The sequence below is a fragment of the Pseudomonas sp. FEMGT703P genome (genome assembly GCF_002786345.1).
In the GTDB taxonomy this organism is placed as follows: domain Bacteria; phylum Pseudomonadota; class Gammaproteobacteria; order Pseudomonadales; family Pseudomonadaceae; genus Aquipseudomonas; species Aquipseudomonas peli.
Window position 1 is genome coordinate 202958 of sequence record NZ_PGCM01000005.1, and the last position, 17191, is coordinate 220148.

The 17191-nt window shown below is 60.9% G+C and carries 14 protein-coding genes; 8 read left to right on the forward strand and 6 right to left on the reverse strand.

What is annotated here, in order from left to right:
- Positions 1 to 18: 18 nt before the first annotated feature.
- From CUR33_RS04790 to alr, 4 genes are all read left to right on the forward strand, one after another.
- Positions 19 to 912 (forward strand): hypothetical protein, encoded by an 894-nt coding sequence (locus CUR33_RS04790; RefSeq protein WP_167142969.1) that lies wholly within the window; start codon positions 19 to 21, stop codon positions 910 to 912.
- Between the two features lie 21 nt (positions 913 to 933).
- Positions 934 to 1380 carry a 50S ribosomal protein L9 gene (gene rplI / locus CUR33_RS04795; protein ID WP_090249644.1) on the forward strand — a complete coding sequence of 149 codons (447 nt, stop codon included), beginning with the start codon at positions 934 to 936 and terminating at the stop codon, positions 1378 to 1380.
- A gap of 115 nt (positions 1381 to 1495) precedes the next feature.
- Positions 1496 to 2890 carry a replicative DNA helicase gene (gene dnaB, locus CUR33_RS04800; RefSeq protein WP_090249643.1) on the forward strand — a complete coding sequence of 465 codons (1395 nt, stop codon included), beginning with the start codon at positions 1496 to 1498 and terminating at the stop codon, positions 2888 to 2890.
- 100 nt (positions 2891 to 2990) lie between these two features.
- Positions 2991 to 4070 carry an alanine racemase gene (gene alr / locus CUR33_RS04805; RefSeq protein ID WP_289238856.1) on the forward strand — a complete coding sequence of 360 codons (1080 nt, stop codon included), beginning with the start codon at positions 2991 to 2993 and terminating at the stop codon, positions 4068 to 4070.
- Position 4071: 1 nt separating this feature from the next.
- On the opposite strand, the gene CUR33_RS04810 is transcribed toward alr, so the two are convergent.
- Both CUR33_RS04810 and CUR33_RS04815 read right to left on the reverse strand, forming a co-directional pair.
- Entirely contained in the window at positions 4072 to 5976 is a 1905-nt protein-coding gene (locus CUR33_RS04810) for a diguanylate cyclase domain-containing protein (protein ID WP_448703119.1), read from the reverse strand.
- 133 nt (positions 5977 to 6109) lie between these two features.
- Positions 6110 to 8017 (reverse strand): diguanylate cyclase, encoded by a 1908-nt coding sequence (locus CUR33_RS04815; RefSeq protein WP_289238857.1) that lies wholly within the window; start codon positions 8015 to 8017, stop codon positions 6110 to 6112.
- A gap of 203 nt (positions 8018 to 8220) precedes the next feature.
- Between CUR33_RS04815 and CUR33_RS04820 the strand changes: the two genes are divergently transcribed.
- Complete coding sequence (locus CUR33_RS04820; protein WP_289239504.1) at positions 8221 to 10536, forward strand: YgiQ family radical SAM protein; 2316 nt, start codon at positions 8221 to 8223, stop codon at positions 10534 to 10536.
- A gap of 72 nt (positions 10537 to 10608) precedes the next feature.
- Here the strand turns inward: CUR33_RS04820 and CUR33_RS04825 are convergent, their stop codons facing one another.
- The 4 genes from CUR33_RS04825 to CUR33_RS04840 all read right to left on the reverse strand — a co-directional run bounded on the left by CUR33_RS04825 (position 10609) and on the right by CUR33_RS04840 (position 14323).
- On the reverse strand, positions 10609 to 11874 hold the full coding sequence (locus CUR33_RS04825) for an Hsp70 family protein (protein WP_289238858.1): 1266 nt from the start codon (positions 11872 to 11874) through the stop codon (positions 10609 to 10611).
- 155 nt (positions 11875 to 12029) lie between these two features.
- Positions 12030 to 12983, reverse strand: coding sequence for a lysylphosphatidylglycerol synthase transmembrane domain-containing protein (locus CUR33_RS04830; protein WP_090249629.1), 954 nt, complete (start codon positions 12981 to 12983; stop codon positions 12030 to 12032).
- A 149-nt stretch (positions 12984 to 13132) separates the two neighbouring features.
- The gene (locus tag CUR33_RS04835; RefSeq protein ID WP_289238859.1) at positions 13133 to 13570 is read right to left on the reverse strand and encodes a YqaA family protein; all 438 of its coding nucleotides are present in this window, start codon (positions 13568 to 13570) and stop codon (positions 13133 to 13135) included.
- Between the two features lie 24 nt (positions 13571 to 13594).
- On the reverse strand, positions 13595 to 14323 hold the full coding sequence (locus CUR33_RS04840) for a VC0807 family protein (protein ID WP_090251281.1): 729 nt from the start codon (positions 14321 to 14323) through the stop codon (positions 13595 to 13597).
- A 243-nt stretch (positions 14324 to 14566) separates the two neighbouring features.
- Here CUR33_RS04840 and CUR33_RS04845 point away from each other — a divergent pair, with 243 nt between their 5' ends.
- From CUR33_RS04845 to CUR33_RS04855, 3 genes are all read left to right on the forward strand, one after another.
- Positions 14567 to 15508: a substrate-binding domain-containing protein gene (locus tag CUR33_RS04845; protein ID WP_289238860.1), complete on the forward strand. Its 942-nt coding sequence runs from the start codon at positions 14567 to 14569 to the stop codon at positions 15506 to 15508.
- A gap of 88 nt (positions 15509 to 15596) precedes the next feature.
- Positions 15597 to 16364 (forward strand): substrate-binding periplasmic protein, encoded by a 768-nt coding sequence (locus CUR33_RS04850; protein WP_289238861.1) that lies wholly within the window; start codon positions 15597 to 15599, stop codon positions 16362 to 16364.
- Between the two features lie 88 nt (positions 16365 to 16452).
- The gene (locus CUR33_RS04855; protein ID WP_170049509.1) at positions 16453 to 17172 is read left to right on the forward strand and encodes a substrate-binding periplasmic protein; all 720 of its coding nucleotides are present in this window, start codon (positions 16453 to 16455) and stop codon (positions 17170 to 17172) included.
- Positions 17173 to 17191 lie beyond the last annotated feature (19 nt).

A 17191-nucleotide genomic window follows, 5' to 3' on the forward strand; every position in this document is an offset into this window, starting at 1 on the left:
AAGTAAGGGATAGATCGCATGCGCGCCATAGCTGAATTCATTATGCGCGGCCGTATGCAGGCCACTCTCGTAGTGGTGGTTTCTGCGGCGTTGCCGCTGTTGTTCTGGTTGAGTGCTGCCGCTGGAAGCCTGGTGCTTCTGCGGCGCGGTTGGAGTGATGCCGCTGGCATCCTCGCCTGGGCCCTGCTGCCGGCCATTGGCTGGTGGTATTTCGGTGAGCCGCGCACCCTGTTGGTGTTGCTCGGTGCGCTGGGATTGGCGTTGTTGTTACGCGCCAACCTGTCCTGGAATCGTGTGCTGCTGTGCAGTGTGGCATTGGGCCTGGTGTATGGGCTGGTCTTGGGTGCGGTATTCCGCGAACCCATCGAAGCAATGGCGCTTGAGCTGCAAAAGCTGATGCCGCAAATGCTTGATGGGGTTCACCAGCAGATGTCGGTGGATGAGCGAGCGCGCCTGGATAGCCTGATTGCACCGGTACTGACCGGATTGATCGCGGCGTTGTTGCAGATAGTCAGCTTGTTGAGCCTGATGCTTGGGCGCTTCTGGCAGGCGCAGTTGTATAACCCGGGTGGCTTCGGTCGCGAGTTTCGCGCACTACGCCTCCCGACCCCGCTGGCGATGTTGCTGCTGGTTGGCATGCTGTTGGGACCCAATCTGGGTCCGCAAATGGCCATGCTGACGCCGTTGTGCAGTGTGCCGTTGGCGTTTGCGGGCATCGCCCTGTTGCATGGGATGGTGGCGCAAGGTCGGCTAGGTAAGTTCTGGCTGGTCGGGTTGTACATCACGTTGTTGCTGTTTATGCAGCTGACTTATCCGTTACTGGTGGTTTTGGCCATTGTCGACAGTCTGCTTGATTTTCGTGGTCGCTTTGAGCGCAAACAAGGCTCGGGCCCCGCGAACGGTGAAGGTTAAAAGTTAAGAGGTTATTACCAAATGGAACTGATCCTGCTGGAAAAAGTCGCCAACCTGGGCAACCTGGGCGATAAAGTGAATGTTAAGTCCGGTTACGGTCGTAACTTCCTGCTGCCGCAAGGCAAAGCCACTGCCGCTACTCCTGCAAACGTTGCTGCGTTTGAAGCGCGTCGCGCCGAGCTGGAAAAACTGGCCGCCGAGAAGAAAGCTTACGCTGAATCCCGCGCTGCTCAGCTGGCTGAACTGGAAGTCACCATCACCGCTACCGCGGGCGATGAAGGCAAACTGTTCGGCTCCATCGGTACTCACGACATCGCTGAAGCCCTGACCGCCTCTGGCGTTGAAGTGGCCAAAGCTGAAGTGCGTCTGCCGAACGGCACCATTCGTCAACTCGGCGAATACGACGTAGCCGTGCACCTGCACAGCGACGTTGAAGCAACCGTTAAGGTTGTTGTTGTAGCCGCCTAACTGGCTGCTCAACGGGCTTGCACTTGAGTGCAGGCTCGCTAACATCGGGCACGGCATTGCGAAAGCGATGCCGTGCCCTTTGTTTTTCCAACACAGAATTCTTTGCCCGAGCCTTATGAACGACATCAGCCTGCCCGAACAGTACGATCTGCAAACCTCCGCCCTGAAGGTGCCGCCGCACTCGATCGAGGCGGAGCAAGCCGTACTGGGCGGCCTGATGCTCGACAACAATGCCTGGGAGCGAGTGCTCGATGCGGTGTCCGATGGCGACTTCTATCGGCATGACCATCGCCTGATCTTCCGCGCGATTTTCAAGCTGGCTGAGCGTAACCACCCCTTCGACGTGGTGACCGTATCCGAGCAACTCGATCAGGAAGGGCAGCTGTCGCAAGTCGGCGGGCTGGCCTACCTCGGCGAGCTGGCGAAGAACACGCCTTCGGTGGCCAACATCAAGGCCTATGCGCAGATCATTCGTGAGCGCGCCACGCTGCGCCAGTTGATCGGCATCAGCGGCGAAATTGCCGACAGTGCCTATATGCCACAAGGCCGTACTGGCGCCGAGATTCTTGATGAGGCCGAGCGCCTGATCTTTCAGATCGCCGAGGCGCGGCCGAAGACCGGTGGCCCGGTGGGGATCAACGATATTCTGGTCAAGGCCATCGACCGTATCGATACCCTGTTCAATGCTGGTGACGCGATCACCGGTCTGTCCACCGGCTTTACCGATCTGGACAACCTGACGAGCGGCCTGCAGCCGGCCGACCTGATCATAGTCGCCGGCCGGCCGTCGATGGGTAAGACCACCTTCGCCATGAACTTGGTGGAAAACGCGCTGATGCGCAGCGACAAGGTGGTGATGGTGTATTCGCTGGAGATGCCTTCCGACTCCATCGTGATGCGTATGCTCGCCTCGCTAGGGCGTATCGATCAGACCAAGGTGCGTGCCGGTCGCCTGGATGACGACGATTGGCCGCGTCTGACCTCGGCGGTCAATCTGCTCAACGACCGCAAGCTGTTTATTGACGATACCGCCGGTATCTCGCCCTCGGAGATGCGCGCACGTACCCGCCGTTTGGCTCGTGAGCACGGCGAGATCGGTCTGATCATGGTCGACTACCTGCAGCTGATGCAGATTCCAGGTTCCAGCGGTGACAGCCGAGTCAACGAGATTTCCGAAATCTCTCGCTCGCTAAAAGCCCTGGCCAAGGAATTCAATTGCCCGGTTATCGCCCTGTCGCAGCTTAACCGTGGCCTGGAACAGCGCCCGAACAAACGCCCGATCAACTCTGACTTGCGTGAATCCGGGGCCATCGAGCAGGACGCCGACATCATCATGTTCGTCTACCGCGACGAGGTGTATCACCCCGAGACCGAGTACAAGGGCGTGGCCGAAATCATCATCGGCAAGCAGCGTAACGGTCCATTGGGCACGGCGCGGCTGGCGTTTCTCGGTAAGTTCTCGCGTTTCGAAAACCTCGCGCCGGGTAGCTACCAGTTCGACGACGAGTAGAGCGGCGGGCGCGCAACGCAGCGTGTTGCCGTGTCAGATCAATAAAAACGGGCAGCCAGTGGGTAAACTGGCTGCCCGTTTTGTTTAAGGACTTTTCTCCATGCGTCCTCTTGTAGCCACTGTCGATTTGTCTGCCATTGCTCATAACTACGCGGTGGCCAGGCGCTGTGCGCCGGGGCGACAGGCGTTTGCGGTGGTCAAAGCGAATGCCTACGGGCATGGCGTGCGCGAGGTGGTGACGGCCTTGCACGATGTCGCCGATGGCTTTGCTGTGGCCAGCCTGGAGGAAGCCGCCGAGGTGCGTGCGCTGCACGGTGAGGCGCGGATTCTGTTGCTCGAGGGATGCTTTGAAGCGGACGAGTACCAGTTCGCCGCGCAGCTGGATCTGGATGTGGTGCTGCACAGCGAGCAACAGGCGCAGCAGCTGCTCGCCGCTAATCTATCGCGGCCGCTGAATCTGTGGCTGAAGCTAGACAGCGGTATGCACCGCCTCGGTTTCAGCGCTGCGTCGCTGCGTGATTGGCATGGTCGTTTACAGGGCGCAGCGCAGGTGGCCGAGCTGAATCTGCTCAGTCACTTTGCCTGCGCCGATGAGCGCGGCAGTGAAACCACCGAGCTGCAGCTGGAGCAGTTTCTCGAGCTGCTGGATCTGGATTTTGCTCAGCGCTCACTGGCCAACTCTGCGGCAATTTTGACCATTCCGGCTGCGCATATGGATTGGCTGCGTCCGGGCATCATGCTCTATGGCGCAACACCTTTTGCTGATCTGGGTGCCGTTGAGCTGGGCTTGCGCCCGGCGATGAGCCTGACCGCGCAGCTGATTGCCTGTCGCGATGTAGAGGTGGGTGAAGCGGTTGGCTATGGCTGCACCTGGCGTGCTGAGCGGCCGTCGCGTATCGGCACCGTAAGTTGCGGTTATGCCGATGGCTACCCACGCCATGCGCCGGCCGGCACGCCGGTTGTCGTCCGGGGCCTGCGCGTGACGCTGGTCGGGCGGGTGTCCATGGATATGCTGATGATCGACCTTACGGACGTGCCGGATGCCGCCGTGGGCGATGCGGTCGAGCTGTGGGGTGCGCAGTTACCGGTGGATGAGGTGGCGCAGGCAGCCGGTACCATTGGTTACGAGCTGCTCAGCAAGGTCACTGCGCGGGTGCCGCGGCGCTACCGCAACAGCTGAGTCAGAGCAGGCCGCTGGGCACGCTGAGCACATCCAGGTGCAGGCGCGCGCTGTTGCTCAGCTCGCCATCTTCGCCGCACACCGCGGAGCCTGAGCGACCACGTGTCTTGACTCGGTAGAGCATCTCGTCGGCCGCCTTGTACAGCGCGGTAAAGGTACCTGCGTGCTGTGGGTACAGCGCGACGCCAATGCTGATGGTCACGGTCAGTCGTTCTGCACCGTACATCACCGGTTTGGCCAGCTCGGCGAGCAAACGATTAGCGATTTCCCGGGCGTGCTCTTCGGCATCGGCGCCCCCTACCAACACGGCAAACTCGTCGCCGCCCAGACGTGCCACGGTATCTCCGGCGCGAACATGCTCGCGCAGGCGCTGGGCGATCTGTTGCAGCATCAGGTCGCCGGCATCGTGGCCGTGTTTGTCGTTGATCGGTTTGAAGTGGTCGAGGTCGATCAATAGCAGGGCCAGTGCTTCACTGTGACGGCGCGCATTGGCCAGGGCGGTTTCACAGCGCTCCACCAGGTAGCGGCGGTTTGGTAGCTCGGTCAGGGGATCGTGAAACGCCGCGTGTTGCAGTGCTTGTTCACGTTGGCGCAGGCGTTCATTAGTGGCGGCCAGTTCTGCGGTGCGCAGGTCAACCGAATGTTGCAGTTCGGCGGCGTTGGCTTGAGCTTGGGTCAGGCGTGCAGTTTTTTCGCGGTCGGCCTGCTGGAGGGCGTCAGCTTTCTCCTGCTTGAGAATCTGGATGCGATATGCCAGCGCGAAGGAGAACAGAATCGCCTCGGCCGCCACCGCCAGTGGGAACAGGTAAGCGGTGGACTCGCCTGGCTGTACCACGCCAGCGGCGCGCAGCACCAGAATCACAAAGCTCAGCAGCACGCTGCCGTAGCCCAGCAGGTAGAACAGCGCCGGGGTAAAACCCTGTTTCCAGCGGATGGCCGCGCTGAACAGTAGGGTGGGCACGGTAACAATCGGGATCAGCCCGATCAGTAGGCCCGTTTCACTGCGATAACCGGCCAGGTTGACCGCCAGGGCCAGCAGGTACACGGCGATACAGCCGTTGAGGATGTGATGGGCAATGCGCAGGGTGGTGCGGGTGGATAGCAGCGCCTGGGCAAAGCGCAGGATGCCGAGGCTAACCAGAATGGGCAGGGTGATGCGGTCCAGCCAAGCCGGTACTGGGCCGTCCGGCCAGAGGTACTGAAAACCATGACCGCTCATGCTGGCGATAAAGATCAATGACGCCGCCATGGTCAGCACATACCAGAGGTAGGTCGGGTCGCGCAGGGCCAGCAGGATAAACAGGTTGTAAAGCAGCAGGGCGAGGATCACCCCGTAGATCAGACCGAGCACCAGGTGTTCGCGCTTGGCCAGTTGTTCGAGGTCGTGCAGCTGCCAGATACGCAGCGGGAAGGAGTTTCCTGCCGGGTCGTACGTACGCAGGTAAATAGTCTGAGGCTGTTCGCCAAGGACTGGCAGGCGGAACACGGCGCGGCGGTAGTCATGGTCGCGTCCTTCGGCAAAACCGACGCGTTCACCCGCCTGGCGCAGTTGCCATTGGCCCGTGGCGCTGGGAAGGAAGATTTGCAGGTCGAGCAGGGTGACCGCGCCGACTTCCAGCCACCACTGTGCAGGCGCGTCACTGCTGCGCTGCAGGCTGAGTTTGATCCACCAGGGGTTGCTGCTCTGACCAACGCTGGTGCGCCCGGCGGCGGGTTGAAAGCGGCGTTGCACAGCAGGGTCGGCCATGTCGGCAATGCTCAGTTGGCCGCCGACATCCTCCAGCAGTTCGACCTGGCCGTTGAGCACGCTGCCACTGCTGGAGGTGCTTAGTTGCACCGTGCTGGCAACGCTCGGACCGCTAAACAGGCTTAGCAGTAGAAGAATGGATAGGGTGAGGCGCTGCACTGCGGACTTCCCGGTGTCGAGTGGCGGTTGCGCGAGTATAGGCGCAGCGGCGTGATCGTTCACAGAAGTTGCCGGCACGTCGTTGGTTGGGTGGATGGCTGGGCTGCGCGAGGTGATCTCGACCGCTGAGCCGTCAACTTAAACCACTGGGTACGTTGAGCACGTCCAGTTGCAGGCGTGCACTGCTGCTCAGTTCGCCATCTTCTCCGCACACCGCTGAGCCCGAGCGACCACGGCCCTTGACCTTATAGAGCATTTCATCCGCCGCCTTGTACAGCGTGGTGAAATTGCTGGCGTGGCGCGGGTACAGCGCCACACCGATGCTGATGGTGACAGTCAGCCGATCCGCGCCATAGGCCACCGGTTTGGCCAGTTCATCCAGTAAGCGGCGAGCGATTTCGCGGGCGTGCTGTTCGGCGTCTTCGCCGCAGATCAGCACTGCAAACTCATCACCGCCCAGGCGTGCAACGGCATCTCCCGAGCGCACATGTTCGCGCAGGCGATGTGCGATGGTTTGCAGCATCAGGTCGCCGGCATCGTGGCCATATTTGTCGTTGATCGGCTTGAAATGGTCGAGGTCAATCAGCAGCAGGGCGGTGGCTTCATTGTGCCGCCGCGCATTGGCCAGCGCGGCCTCGCAGCGCTCGACCAGAAAACGCCGGTTGGGCAGCTCGGTTAGCGGGTCGTGGAAGGCGGCGTGCTGCAGTTCGCTTTCGCGCTGCAGTAATCGTTCATTGGTGGCGGCAAGCTCGGCCGTGCGCTGCTCTACCGAGTGCTTGAGCTCTGCGGCATTGGCTTGCGCCTGGGCTAATCGTGCTGTTTTCTCGCGGTCGGCCTGTTGCAGGGCTTCGGCTTTTTCCAGCTTGAGCATCTGAATGCGATAAGCCAGCGCAAAGGAGAACAGAATGGTTTCGGCGGCAACTGAAATCGGGAACAGGTAGGCGGTGAAATTACTCGGCTCAATTAAGCCTGCTGCACGCATGACCAGCACCACGGTACTGGCCAGTACTGCACCGTAACCGAGCAGGTAAAAGCGCGAAGGGATAAACCCCTGGTAGCAGCGGATACCAGCACTGAGTAAAGCCATCGGTACGGTGACAATAGGGGTCAGGGCAATCATCAGTGCGCCTTCTGCTCGGTAGCCAAAGGCATTGATCACGATGGCGGTCACATACAGTGCGCAGCCAGCATTCAGCAGGCGGTGGGGCCAGGCGAGGCCGCGTTTGGTGTAGAGCAGCTCCTGGGTGAAGCGCATCACGAAGATGCCCCACAGAGCGGGCAGTGTTATGCGGTCCAGCCAGAACGGCACGGCGTTGTCTGGCCAAAGGTACTGAGCGCCATGTCCAGTCATGCTGAGGATAAAAACCAGCACGCAAGCGGTCGCCATTACGTACCAGAAATACGCGCGGTCGCGCAGGGCAACCAGAATGAACAGGTTGTACAGCAGTAGGGCGAGGATCACCCCGTAGATCAGACCAAAACCAATGTTCTCGTTGCCCGCTAGCTGCGCCAAGTCAGGCAGCTGCCAGATTTTCAGTGGGAAGGAGTTCCCGGCCGGATCCAGGCTGCGGAAGTAGAGGGTCAGCGGTTGCTCGCCGATTTCTGGCAGTTGGAACACCATGCGTCGGTAGGCGTAGTCGCGGCCGTCCAGATAAGGCACCGCGTCACCGGTTTCTCGAACCGTCCAGCCGCCTTGGCCGTTTGGCAGATAAAGCTGCAGGTTGAAAATGGTGATGCCGGCATTTTCCAGCCACCACTGTGTCGGGGCATCGGCGGTGCGTCGCAACGTGACCTTGATCCACCACGGGTTGCGGCTCTGGCCGACTGTGGCGCGTCCATTGGCGGGTGTGAAACGATTTTGAACGGCGGGGTCGGCCATGTCGGCGATGGTCAGTTGCCCGCTGGTATCTTCGAGCAGTTCGATCTGATCATTCAGTGAGGCGCCACTGCTTGTCGGTGTCAGTTCGATAGCGGCGTGCGCCAAGGCGCTAGCAAGTGCCAGGCTCAGCGTGAGGACGATCGAGAAGGCTAAGCGTTGCACTGCATTGACCCCTATCCCGGCTGGTTGCGACCGATGTTATTCGCTGGAGTATAGCCGTAAGCCACTACCGTAAAGCTACAACTTCAATGGGCTGTTTCGGGCGTTAAACCTAGCGTCTAAGTCGGATTTGGTTAAATTTTGTGCTATATTCCGCGCCCGCGATTTTCTATCCCTGTTCGCCACCGCCGGTCACTTTCATGTCCATGCAAACCGCCAAGCCGTTATTCGATTATCCAAAGTACTGGGCCGAGTGTTTCGGGCCTGCGCCTTTCCTGCCAATGAGCCGGGAAGAGATGGATCAGCTTGGCTGGGACAGCTGCGACATCATCATCGTCACCGGTGACGCGTATGTGGATCACCCATCGTTTGGCATGGCGATTATCGGCCGGCTGCTGGAGTCGCAAGGCTTTCGTGTGGGCATCATCGCCCAGCCAAACTGGCAGTCGAAAGACGACTTTATGAAGCTCGGCGAGCCGAACCTGTTCTTCGGCGTCGCGGCCGGCAACATGGACTCGATGATCAACCGCTACACCGCCGACAAGAAAATCCGTTCCGACGACGCCTACACCCCCGGGGGCCTGGCTGGTAAGCGCCCGGACCGTGCCAGCCTGGTGTACAGCCAGCGCTGCAAAGAAGCCTATAAACACGTGCCGATCGTCCTCGGCGGTATCGAAGCCTCCCTGCGCCGCATCGCCCATTACGACTACTGGCAAGACCGTGTGCGCAATTCGATCCTGATCGATGCCAGCGCCGACATTCTGCTGTACGGCAACGCCGAGCGCGCCATCGTTGAAGTGGCCCAGCGCCTGTCCTACGGCCATAAGATCGAAGACATCACCGACGTGCGCGGCACCGCGTTTATCCGTCGTGATACGCCGCAGGGCTGGTATGAGGTGGACTCCACCCGTATTGATCGGCCGGGTAAGATCGACAAGATCATCAACCCGTACGTGAACACTCAGGATACCCAGGCCTGCGCCATCGAGCAGGAGAAGGGTCCGCAGGAAGACCCGAATGAGCCGAAGGTCGTGCAGCTGCTCGCCAGCCCGCGCATGACCCGCGACAAGACGGTGATTCGCCTGCCGTCCATGGAAAAGGTGCGCAACGACCCCGTCCTGTACGCCCACGCCAACCGCGTGCTGCACCTGGAAACCAACCCGGGTAACGCCCGCGCGCTGGTGCAGAAGCATGGCGAAGTGGATGTGTGGTTCAACCCGCCACCCATCCCGATGACTACCGAGGAAATGGACTACGTGTTCGGCATGCCCTATGCGCGCGTCCCGCACCCGGCGTATGGCAAAGAGAAAATCCCTGCCTACGACATGATCCGCTTTTCAGTGAACATCATGCGTGGCTGCTTTGGTGGTTGCACCTTCTGCTCGATCACCGAGCACGAAGGCCGGATTATTCAGAACCGCTCGGAAGAGTCGATCATCCGTGAGATCGAAGAGATCCGTGACAAGGTGCCAGGCTTTACCGGGGTGATTTCCGACCTCGGCGGGCCGACCGCCAACATGTACCGCATCGCCTGCAAGAGCCCGGAAATCGAATCCGCGTGCCGCAAGCCGTCGTGCGTGTTCCCTGGCATCTGCCCGAACCTCAACACCGATCACTCCAGCCTGATTCAGCTCTACCGCAGCGCTCGCGCGCTGCCAGGGGTGAAGAAGATTCTGATCGCCTCGGGCCTGCGTTACGACCTGGCCGTCGAGTCGCCGGAGTATGTGAAGGAGCTGGTCACTCACCACGTCGGTGGCTACCTGAAAATCGCCCCGGAACACACCGAGGAAGGCCCGCTGAATCAGATGATGAAGCCGGGCATTGGCAGCTACGACAAATTCAAGCGCATGTTCGAGAAGTACTCGAAAGAAGCGGGCAAAGAGCAGTACCTGATTCCGTACTTTATCGCCGCGCACCCTGGTACCACCGACGAGGACATGATGAACCTCGCGCTGTGGCTCAAGGGCAACGGCTTCCGTGCCGACCAGGTGCAGGCCTTCTACCCGTCGCCGATGGCCACCGCCACGGCTATGTATCACTCGGGCAAGAACCCGCTGCGCAAGGTCAGCTACAAGAGCGACGGCGTGACCATCGTCAAGAGCGAGGAGCAGCGTCGCCTGCACAAGGCCTTCCTGCGCTATCACGACCCGAAAGGCTGGCCGATGCTGCGTGAAGCGCTGACCCGCATGGGCCGCGCCGATCTGATCGGGCCGGGCAAGAATCAGCTGATCCCGCTGCATCAACCCGCCACTGACAGCTACCAGAGCGCGCGTCGCAAGAACTCGACACCAGCCGGTAGCCACAAAGTCGCCAAAGACACCACCAAGAGCAAGCCAATGCTGACCCAGCACACCGGCTTACCGCCGCGTGACACCGGCGCAGCAGGTGGCAACCCTTGGGACAAGCGCGAGCAGGCCAAAGCGGCCGCGCAGGCGCGTAATCAGCAGGCGGCCAAGGAACGTGCCGATGCTGCCAAGGGCAAAGGCAAGAAACCGGTGAAGAAGCCGGCCGTGCCGCGCTGATTCTTCAGCAATAAAAAACGCCAGCTTCGAGCTGGCGTTTTTTATTGTGGCCGGGCACCTTGCGGCATTTGATCAGCCGTAGCGCTTCTGCGCTTCGATGGCCAGGCCGCTGCCGATGCTGCCGAAGGTATTGCCTTCCACGTGCTGCGCATTGGGCAGCATGGCTGCGACGCTCTGGCGCAGCGCCGGAATACCGCTGGAACCGCCGGTGAAGAACACCGTATCCACTTGCTCGACTCTGACGCCGGCATCGCTCAGCAGCTGGGTGACACTGGCGCGCACGCGCTCCAGCAGCGGCTCGATGGCATCCTCAAACAGCGTGCGGGTCAGCTCGGCGACCAGGCCGTCTTCCAGGCGGCTGAGGTCGATGGGGCGCGCATCCTGCTCGGTCAGGGCAATCTTGCTTTCCTCGACCTGCATGGCTAGCCAGTGGCCGTCACGGCGCTCTATCAGCTGGAACAGCCGGTCGATACCGGTAGGGTCGACGATGTCGTAGCGCATGCTCTGCAGCTGGCGCTGCGACTGCGCTGAGTACACCGCGTTGATGGTGTGCCAAGTGGCCAGGTTGAGGTGGGTGCTGGTGGGCATCGGTGCGTCGCTCTTCATTCGGCTGCCGTAGCCGAACAGTGGCATCACGCCAGCCAGAGAAAGCTGCTTGTCGAAGTCGGTACCGCCGATGTGCACGCCGCCGGTGGCGAGGATGTCGTTGTGGCGATCAGCCACTGCGCGACGTTCGGGCGCCAGGCGTACTAGGGAGAAGTCCGAGGTACCACCGCCGATGTCGACGATCAGTACCAGCTCTTCGCGGCTGATGCCCGACTCATAGTCGAAGGCTGCGGCGATGGGCTCGTACTGGAACGACACGTCCTTGAAGCCGAGCTTGTGCGCCACGGCCACCAGAGTGTTTTGTGCTTCCAGGTCAGCCACCGGGTCATCGTCGACGAAGAACACCGGGCGGCCCAACACCACTTCTTCAAAGGGACGGCCGGCAGTGGCCTCGGCGCGGTTTTTCAGCTCACCGATAAAAAATCCGAGCAGGTCTTTAAACGGCAGGGCGCTGCCCAGCACGGTGGTTTCGCTTTTCAGCAGCTTGCTGCCCAAGAGGCTTTTCAGCGAGCGCATCAGGCGGCCTTCGTAGCCTTCCAGGTATTCCTGCAGGGCCAGGCGGCCATAGACCGGGCGGCGCTCTTCGAGGTTGAAGAACACCACCGAGGGCAGGGTGATCTTGCCGTCTTCCAGTGGGATCAGGGTTTCGGCGTCGGGGCGCAGCCAGCCGACGGTGGAGTTGGAGGTGCCGAAGTCGATGCCGCAGGCGCGGGCGGGTGTAGAGAGAGTCATGCGGCGCGCTGTTCCTGAATAAGTACCGGGAGGTTTCTGAGCATCCTGTCACGAAGCCGGCGAGTGGCTGTTGTACAGGCGTGCCGCAAAAACGGCCGCGCATTCTATGCGAGTGCGCGGCGCAATGCTGCCCCCGGTTATCCGGTGTGTGCGACTCAGGGCAAGGGCGGGTTGTCAGGGGTGTTGCGGCGGCTCTGCCACTGCGACCACTCAAAGCCCAGCACCACCAGCAACGACAGGGCGAACGGCAGCAGCAGGTAGAAGCAGCGGAACACAATCAGTGCCGCAAGCACGTCAGCGGCGGGCAACTCTGGCATCGCCGCAAGGAAGGTCACTTCCAGTACGCCCAGGCCGCCAGGTGCGTGAGACAACAGTGCCAGGGAGAACGATGCGAGGAACACGCCGAATACCACCAGATAGCCAGGATTGTGCTCAGCCGGCAGGGCGAAGTAGATGATCGCTGCCGCACAGGCTAGCTCCAGCGGTCCGGCCAGCAGCTGGCGGCCGACAATCCCCAGGCGCGGGTATTCGAGATGCAGCTTGCCCCAGTGCCAGGGCTTGAAGTGCCGCCAGGAACCGAGCACATAGAGCGCAACCAACAGCAGCAGGAGCACGCCGATAATCTCGGAGACCAGCGGTGTGACCTTGGCTACGCGGTGGATCAGATCCGGCTCTAGCACCAGTACGCAGCCGCTGGCGAGGATGGTGCCGAGGACGAAGGTGAAGGAGCAGAAGACGATCAGGATGCCGATTTCCTGCGGCGTCATGCCTTTGCTGCGGTAAGCGCGATAACGCACCAGGGCGCCGGAGAATACTGAGGCGCCGATGTTGTGGGCCAGCGCATAGGTGGTGAAGGAGCACAGGCTGATAAAGCGCCAGGAAATCTTCTTGCCCAGGTGAGCCAGGGCGATGCGATCGTACCAGGCCAGGGCGCTGTAGGCGCCCAGAGTGGCCACGGCGGCCAACAGCCAATCCAGGCGCGGGATGGCGCGTAGGCTATCGGCAATTTCATCGAGGGAAATGGTGCGCACTTGGTGATAGAGCAAGTAGCACGACAGCAGCACGGCGCTCAGCCCCACTAGGGTCCAGGCCAGATCGCTCCTTTTCATTACGGATGCCGCTCCACTCAGATCACTCCTTCGCACGGTGACGGTCTTCGCACACGCCCGTGCGAAGGCTGCGCAGTATCACGGAGGCATGGCCGATGCTCAACCTCAGAATTGCCGTTGGCGTTACGGCGTGTGTCGTGTAGGCGCAATCAGCTCCAGCCGAGGGTCAGGGTTGCCAATACAGCATAGCGGGCGGTTTTTGCCAGACCGACGATCAGCAGGAAAACCCACAGGCGTTCGCGCATCACCCCTGCCACCAGGGTCAGCGGGTCACCGATGATCGGCACCCAGCTCAGCAGCAGTGACCAGCGGCCATAACGGGCATAGCCGCGCTGTGCTTGCTGCAAGCGCGCCTCACTAACCGGGAACCAGGGCTTATGACGAAAGTGCTCAAGGTAACGGCCCAGCAGCCAGTTGAGCAGCGCGCCGAGAATGTTCCCGGCGCTCGCTACCGCCAGCAGTAACCATGGTGAATAGGTGCCGCTGAGCAACAACGCTACCAGCACGCTTTCAGATTGCAGTGGCAGCAGCGTGGCGGCGCCCAGGGCCGAAATAAACAGGCCCAGGTAGGCAGAGAACGTCAGCATCCCGGGTGCGCCGGATTGCCTGGCTTAAGGCTGTTTTTCCTGCTCGGCATTGGCCATCACGTCTTCCAGCTTGAGGCCGGTCAGCCCGTGAATGGTGCGCCACAGGTAATAGAAGATGGCCATCAGCATGATCATCGAGGGGATCGCGATCATCGGGTAGCTAAGCAGGTTCATCCGCCCCAGTTCGGCGTTGAAGGCTTCGCTGCCGGCCGGGCTGATGACGATCCACTTGGCCAGCACGTAGTTCATGGCCGAGGAAAAGAAGAAGGTGCCGCTCAGCCAGTAGGTCGCTCTGAGCAGGCGCGTTTCGAACAGCGCGGTATTACCGGCCTGCTCCAGGCGCTCATGGATCTTGTCGACGTTGAGCACGGTCTTGTTGAACAGCATGGTACGAATCAACGGGAAGCGGGTGCGCGTCGATACCAGCACGGCAATACCGATGATGCCGGGGATCGCCGCTTCCTTGATCGCCAGCCACTGGTTGTCCAGCTTGAGCAGGCCGATGCCGCCAGTCAGCAGCACGCTGACCAGCCCGAGCAGAGCGATAAAGTTGAATTTGCGGTACTTGATCAGCTCGAAGCTGCCCCAGCCCAGCGGGAAGGCCAGCGCCAGCATCAGCGCGCCATCAGCGCCCAGTCGGCTCTCGCCGCTGAGTTTCATCAGGATCAGGGAAGGAATCAGGATGCTGACCAGCAGATCGATAAGCGGGCGGGGTTTGTGCGTTGCCTGAGTGCTGTGCGTGGTATCGGTCATGTCATTCAAGGTGTAGGAGAGAGGCGCGATCATCGCCTGCTTGAGCGGCCGCTACCAGCCCAGCCGTCGCCTGGAGTGTGAAAAAGTGTGAGACCGGGGGCTGCCGTTCAGTTTTTGACGGGCCGTCACTGCTCTGCGCCCGGCGAGGCTAACTGCTTGATGCTAATCTGCTAGTACTGGCTCTAGATCAGTCCGGCAGTGGCACACGGGTGCTTGTTGGTCTCGTTTTTGGGAGTGATCGCCATGCATTGCCGAGGCTTGTGGAAACCGCTGGTGGCGTTATGTGTGCTGTTGAGTGGGTGGGCGTCCTCGGCGATGGCATGCGTGGGAGTGGTAACCGCCAGCTTCACGCCCTACTGGAGCCAGGTGGAAGCGGGTGCGCGCCAGGCCGGGGCCGAGAATCGGCTGGAAGTGCTTGTTCGTGGGCCCACCCATGAAGGCAGCGTGGAGACCCAGTTGGAAATGATTGACTGGGTACTGGCGCGCGGTTGCCGAACGCTGGTCATCGCACCCAGCGGTGAGGAGATCACGCGGCGGGTTAATCAGCTGTCAGCCAGCGGAATAACCACTATTTTTTTTGACCGCGACATGCCAGGTAGCGTGGCGCGCGGCCTCGTCGCGACCGATAACTACCGCGCCGGTGAGCAGGCTGGGCAATACCTAGTGCGCGCTCTGGGTGGTCGGGGCCGCGTCGCGTTATTGCGTTTGCGCCCCGACGTGACGTCGACCACCCAGCGCGAGCGTGGCTTTCGCCAGGCCGCAGAGGCTGGGGGCTTGCAGGTGCTGCTGGATGTCTATGTAGGCGAAGACAGGCAGTTGGCCGTGCAGGCGCTGCAAGGGCAGGTCGATCAGCTGGATGGGCTGTTCACGCCGAACAGCACGAGTTCCCGTGCGGTATTGGCTGCGTTGCGGCGTTTGGGTAAAACCGGGCAGCTGCTGCATGTGGGCTTCGATGGCGACCCGTTATTAATCGAGGCGTTGCGGTCGGGGGAAATTCACAGCCTGTATATCCAGCAGGCCCATCTGCTGGGCTTCCGTGCGGTGCAGTTAGCCGCACGTGCTGCGCGTGGCGAGTTGCCGGCGGAGCGTGTGGTGGTCGCCCTGGACGCTGAGCGAGTTGATCAAGGCAACTTGGCGCAGTGGGAGCAAACGCAGTTGCAGAACACGCTCTCCGGCCAGCCCTAAGCGGTTTTGTGAGGCCGCGAACTGGCTGTGATGTCGTGGCCTGCATATCATGAATGGGGTCTTGTCCTCGTTTATCCGAGGTGTTGCCATGCGGCTTATGCCCCTGCTTGGTGCTCTGTTGCTGCTCATCGGTTACTCCAGTCTGGCGCTGGCGGCGAAGTTGCAGCTGTATACCGAGGAATACCGCCCGCTGAGCTATTTCGACGATGGCAAGCTCACCGGCATGGCGGTTGAAGTCGTCGAGCAACTGATCCAGCGCACTGGGGCCTCTGCAAGCATTCAGGTGGTGCCCTGGACTCGGGGTTACCATCAGGTGCAGCGTGAGGCCAATACCGGTCTGTTCTCAATCGTCCGCACCGCACGACGAGAGTCCCTGTTCCAGTGGGTTGGCCCGATAGCCCTTGGGCATACCAGCTTTTATGCCCGGCGTGGTGCCGGGCTGAATGTACGCTCGCTCAAAGATGTCGAGCGCTTCAGTACCGTTGCGGTTCCCAAGCAGTGGTACTCCTACGAGTACCTCAGTGATAAGGGGTTAAAAAACCTCTACGCGGTGCCGACGCCGCAGCACATGACCAAGATGTTCAAGCATGGCCGTATCGAATTGCTGGTGGCCAGCAGTCTGGCGTTGGATGACATGCTGGCGGAGCAGGGTATGAGCGCCCGGGATGTGGAGCTGCAATTCACCCTGATGGGTACTAACTCCTACATCGCTTTTTCCAAAAATACCGACCCAGCGTTGGTGCAGCGTTGGCAGCAGGCGCTGGATCAATTGACTCGTGATGGCGGCCTGCTGCGCATCCATCGGCGTTGGTTTTCTGACCCTAACAGCATGCCGGTACTGGCCCCGGCGCCTTGACGCAATTCGTTGGCACTGAGCTAGGCTGATTGCAGTGCTCGGAGATTCCATCTTGCTGAAACGATGTTGCCTGCTCAGTATCTGGCTGATGTGCTGCTTGTCCGGTTCGCTTCGTGCTGAGTTGCAGTTGCTGACCGAGGAAGCACCACCCACAAGCTTCAGTCAGAATGGCGAGCTGCATGGCTTGGCGGTGGAAGTGGTGCGTGAGCTCATCAGGCGCACGGGCGATGAGGCGCGCATCCAGTTGCTGCCTTGGACGCGTGCCTACCACCTGGCCCAGCAGCAGGCCGATACAGCGATTTTCTCCACCGTGCGCACCCCTGAACGGGAGGCCAAGTTTCAATGGGTGGGGCCCTTGTTGATCGGCACCACCAGTTTCTACTCGTTGAAATCACGCAATCTGCAGTTCGATAACCTGCAGCAGGCGGCCGACAGTGGCCCTCTGGCTGTGCCGAAGCAGTGGTACACCTATGAGACGTTGGCGGCGCGAGGTTTCACGAACCTCTATGGGGTGACCAGTTCGAAGAGCATGGTGACCATGCTCAAACATGGCCGTGTGCAATTGATTGCCACCGAAGACCTGACGCTGGACGCTGAGCTGGCGCGCGGTGGGTTGCGCGCCGACCAAGTGCAAGCGCACCTGCCGTTTATGCGCTCGGCCTACTACATCGCCTTTTCCCCGCAAACGGATGCCGCTGTCGTGCAGCGCTGGCGTCGTGCACTGGATGGCATGCATCAGGATGGTAGTTTCACTGAGATTTTTCGCCGTTGGATGCCACACGCCCAACCGCCCACTGCGACTGAATAGTCCAGTACCTCTAGATCGC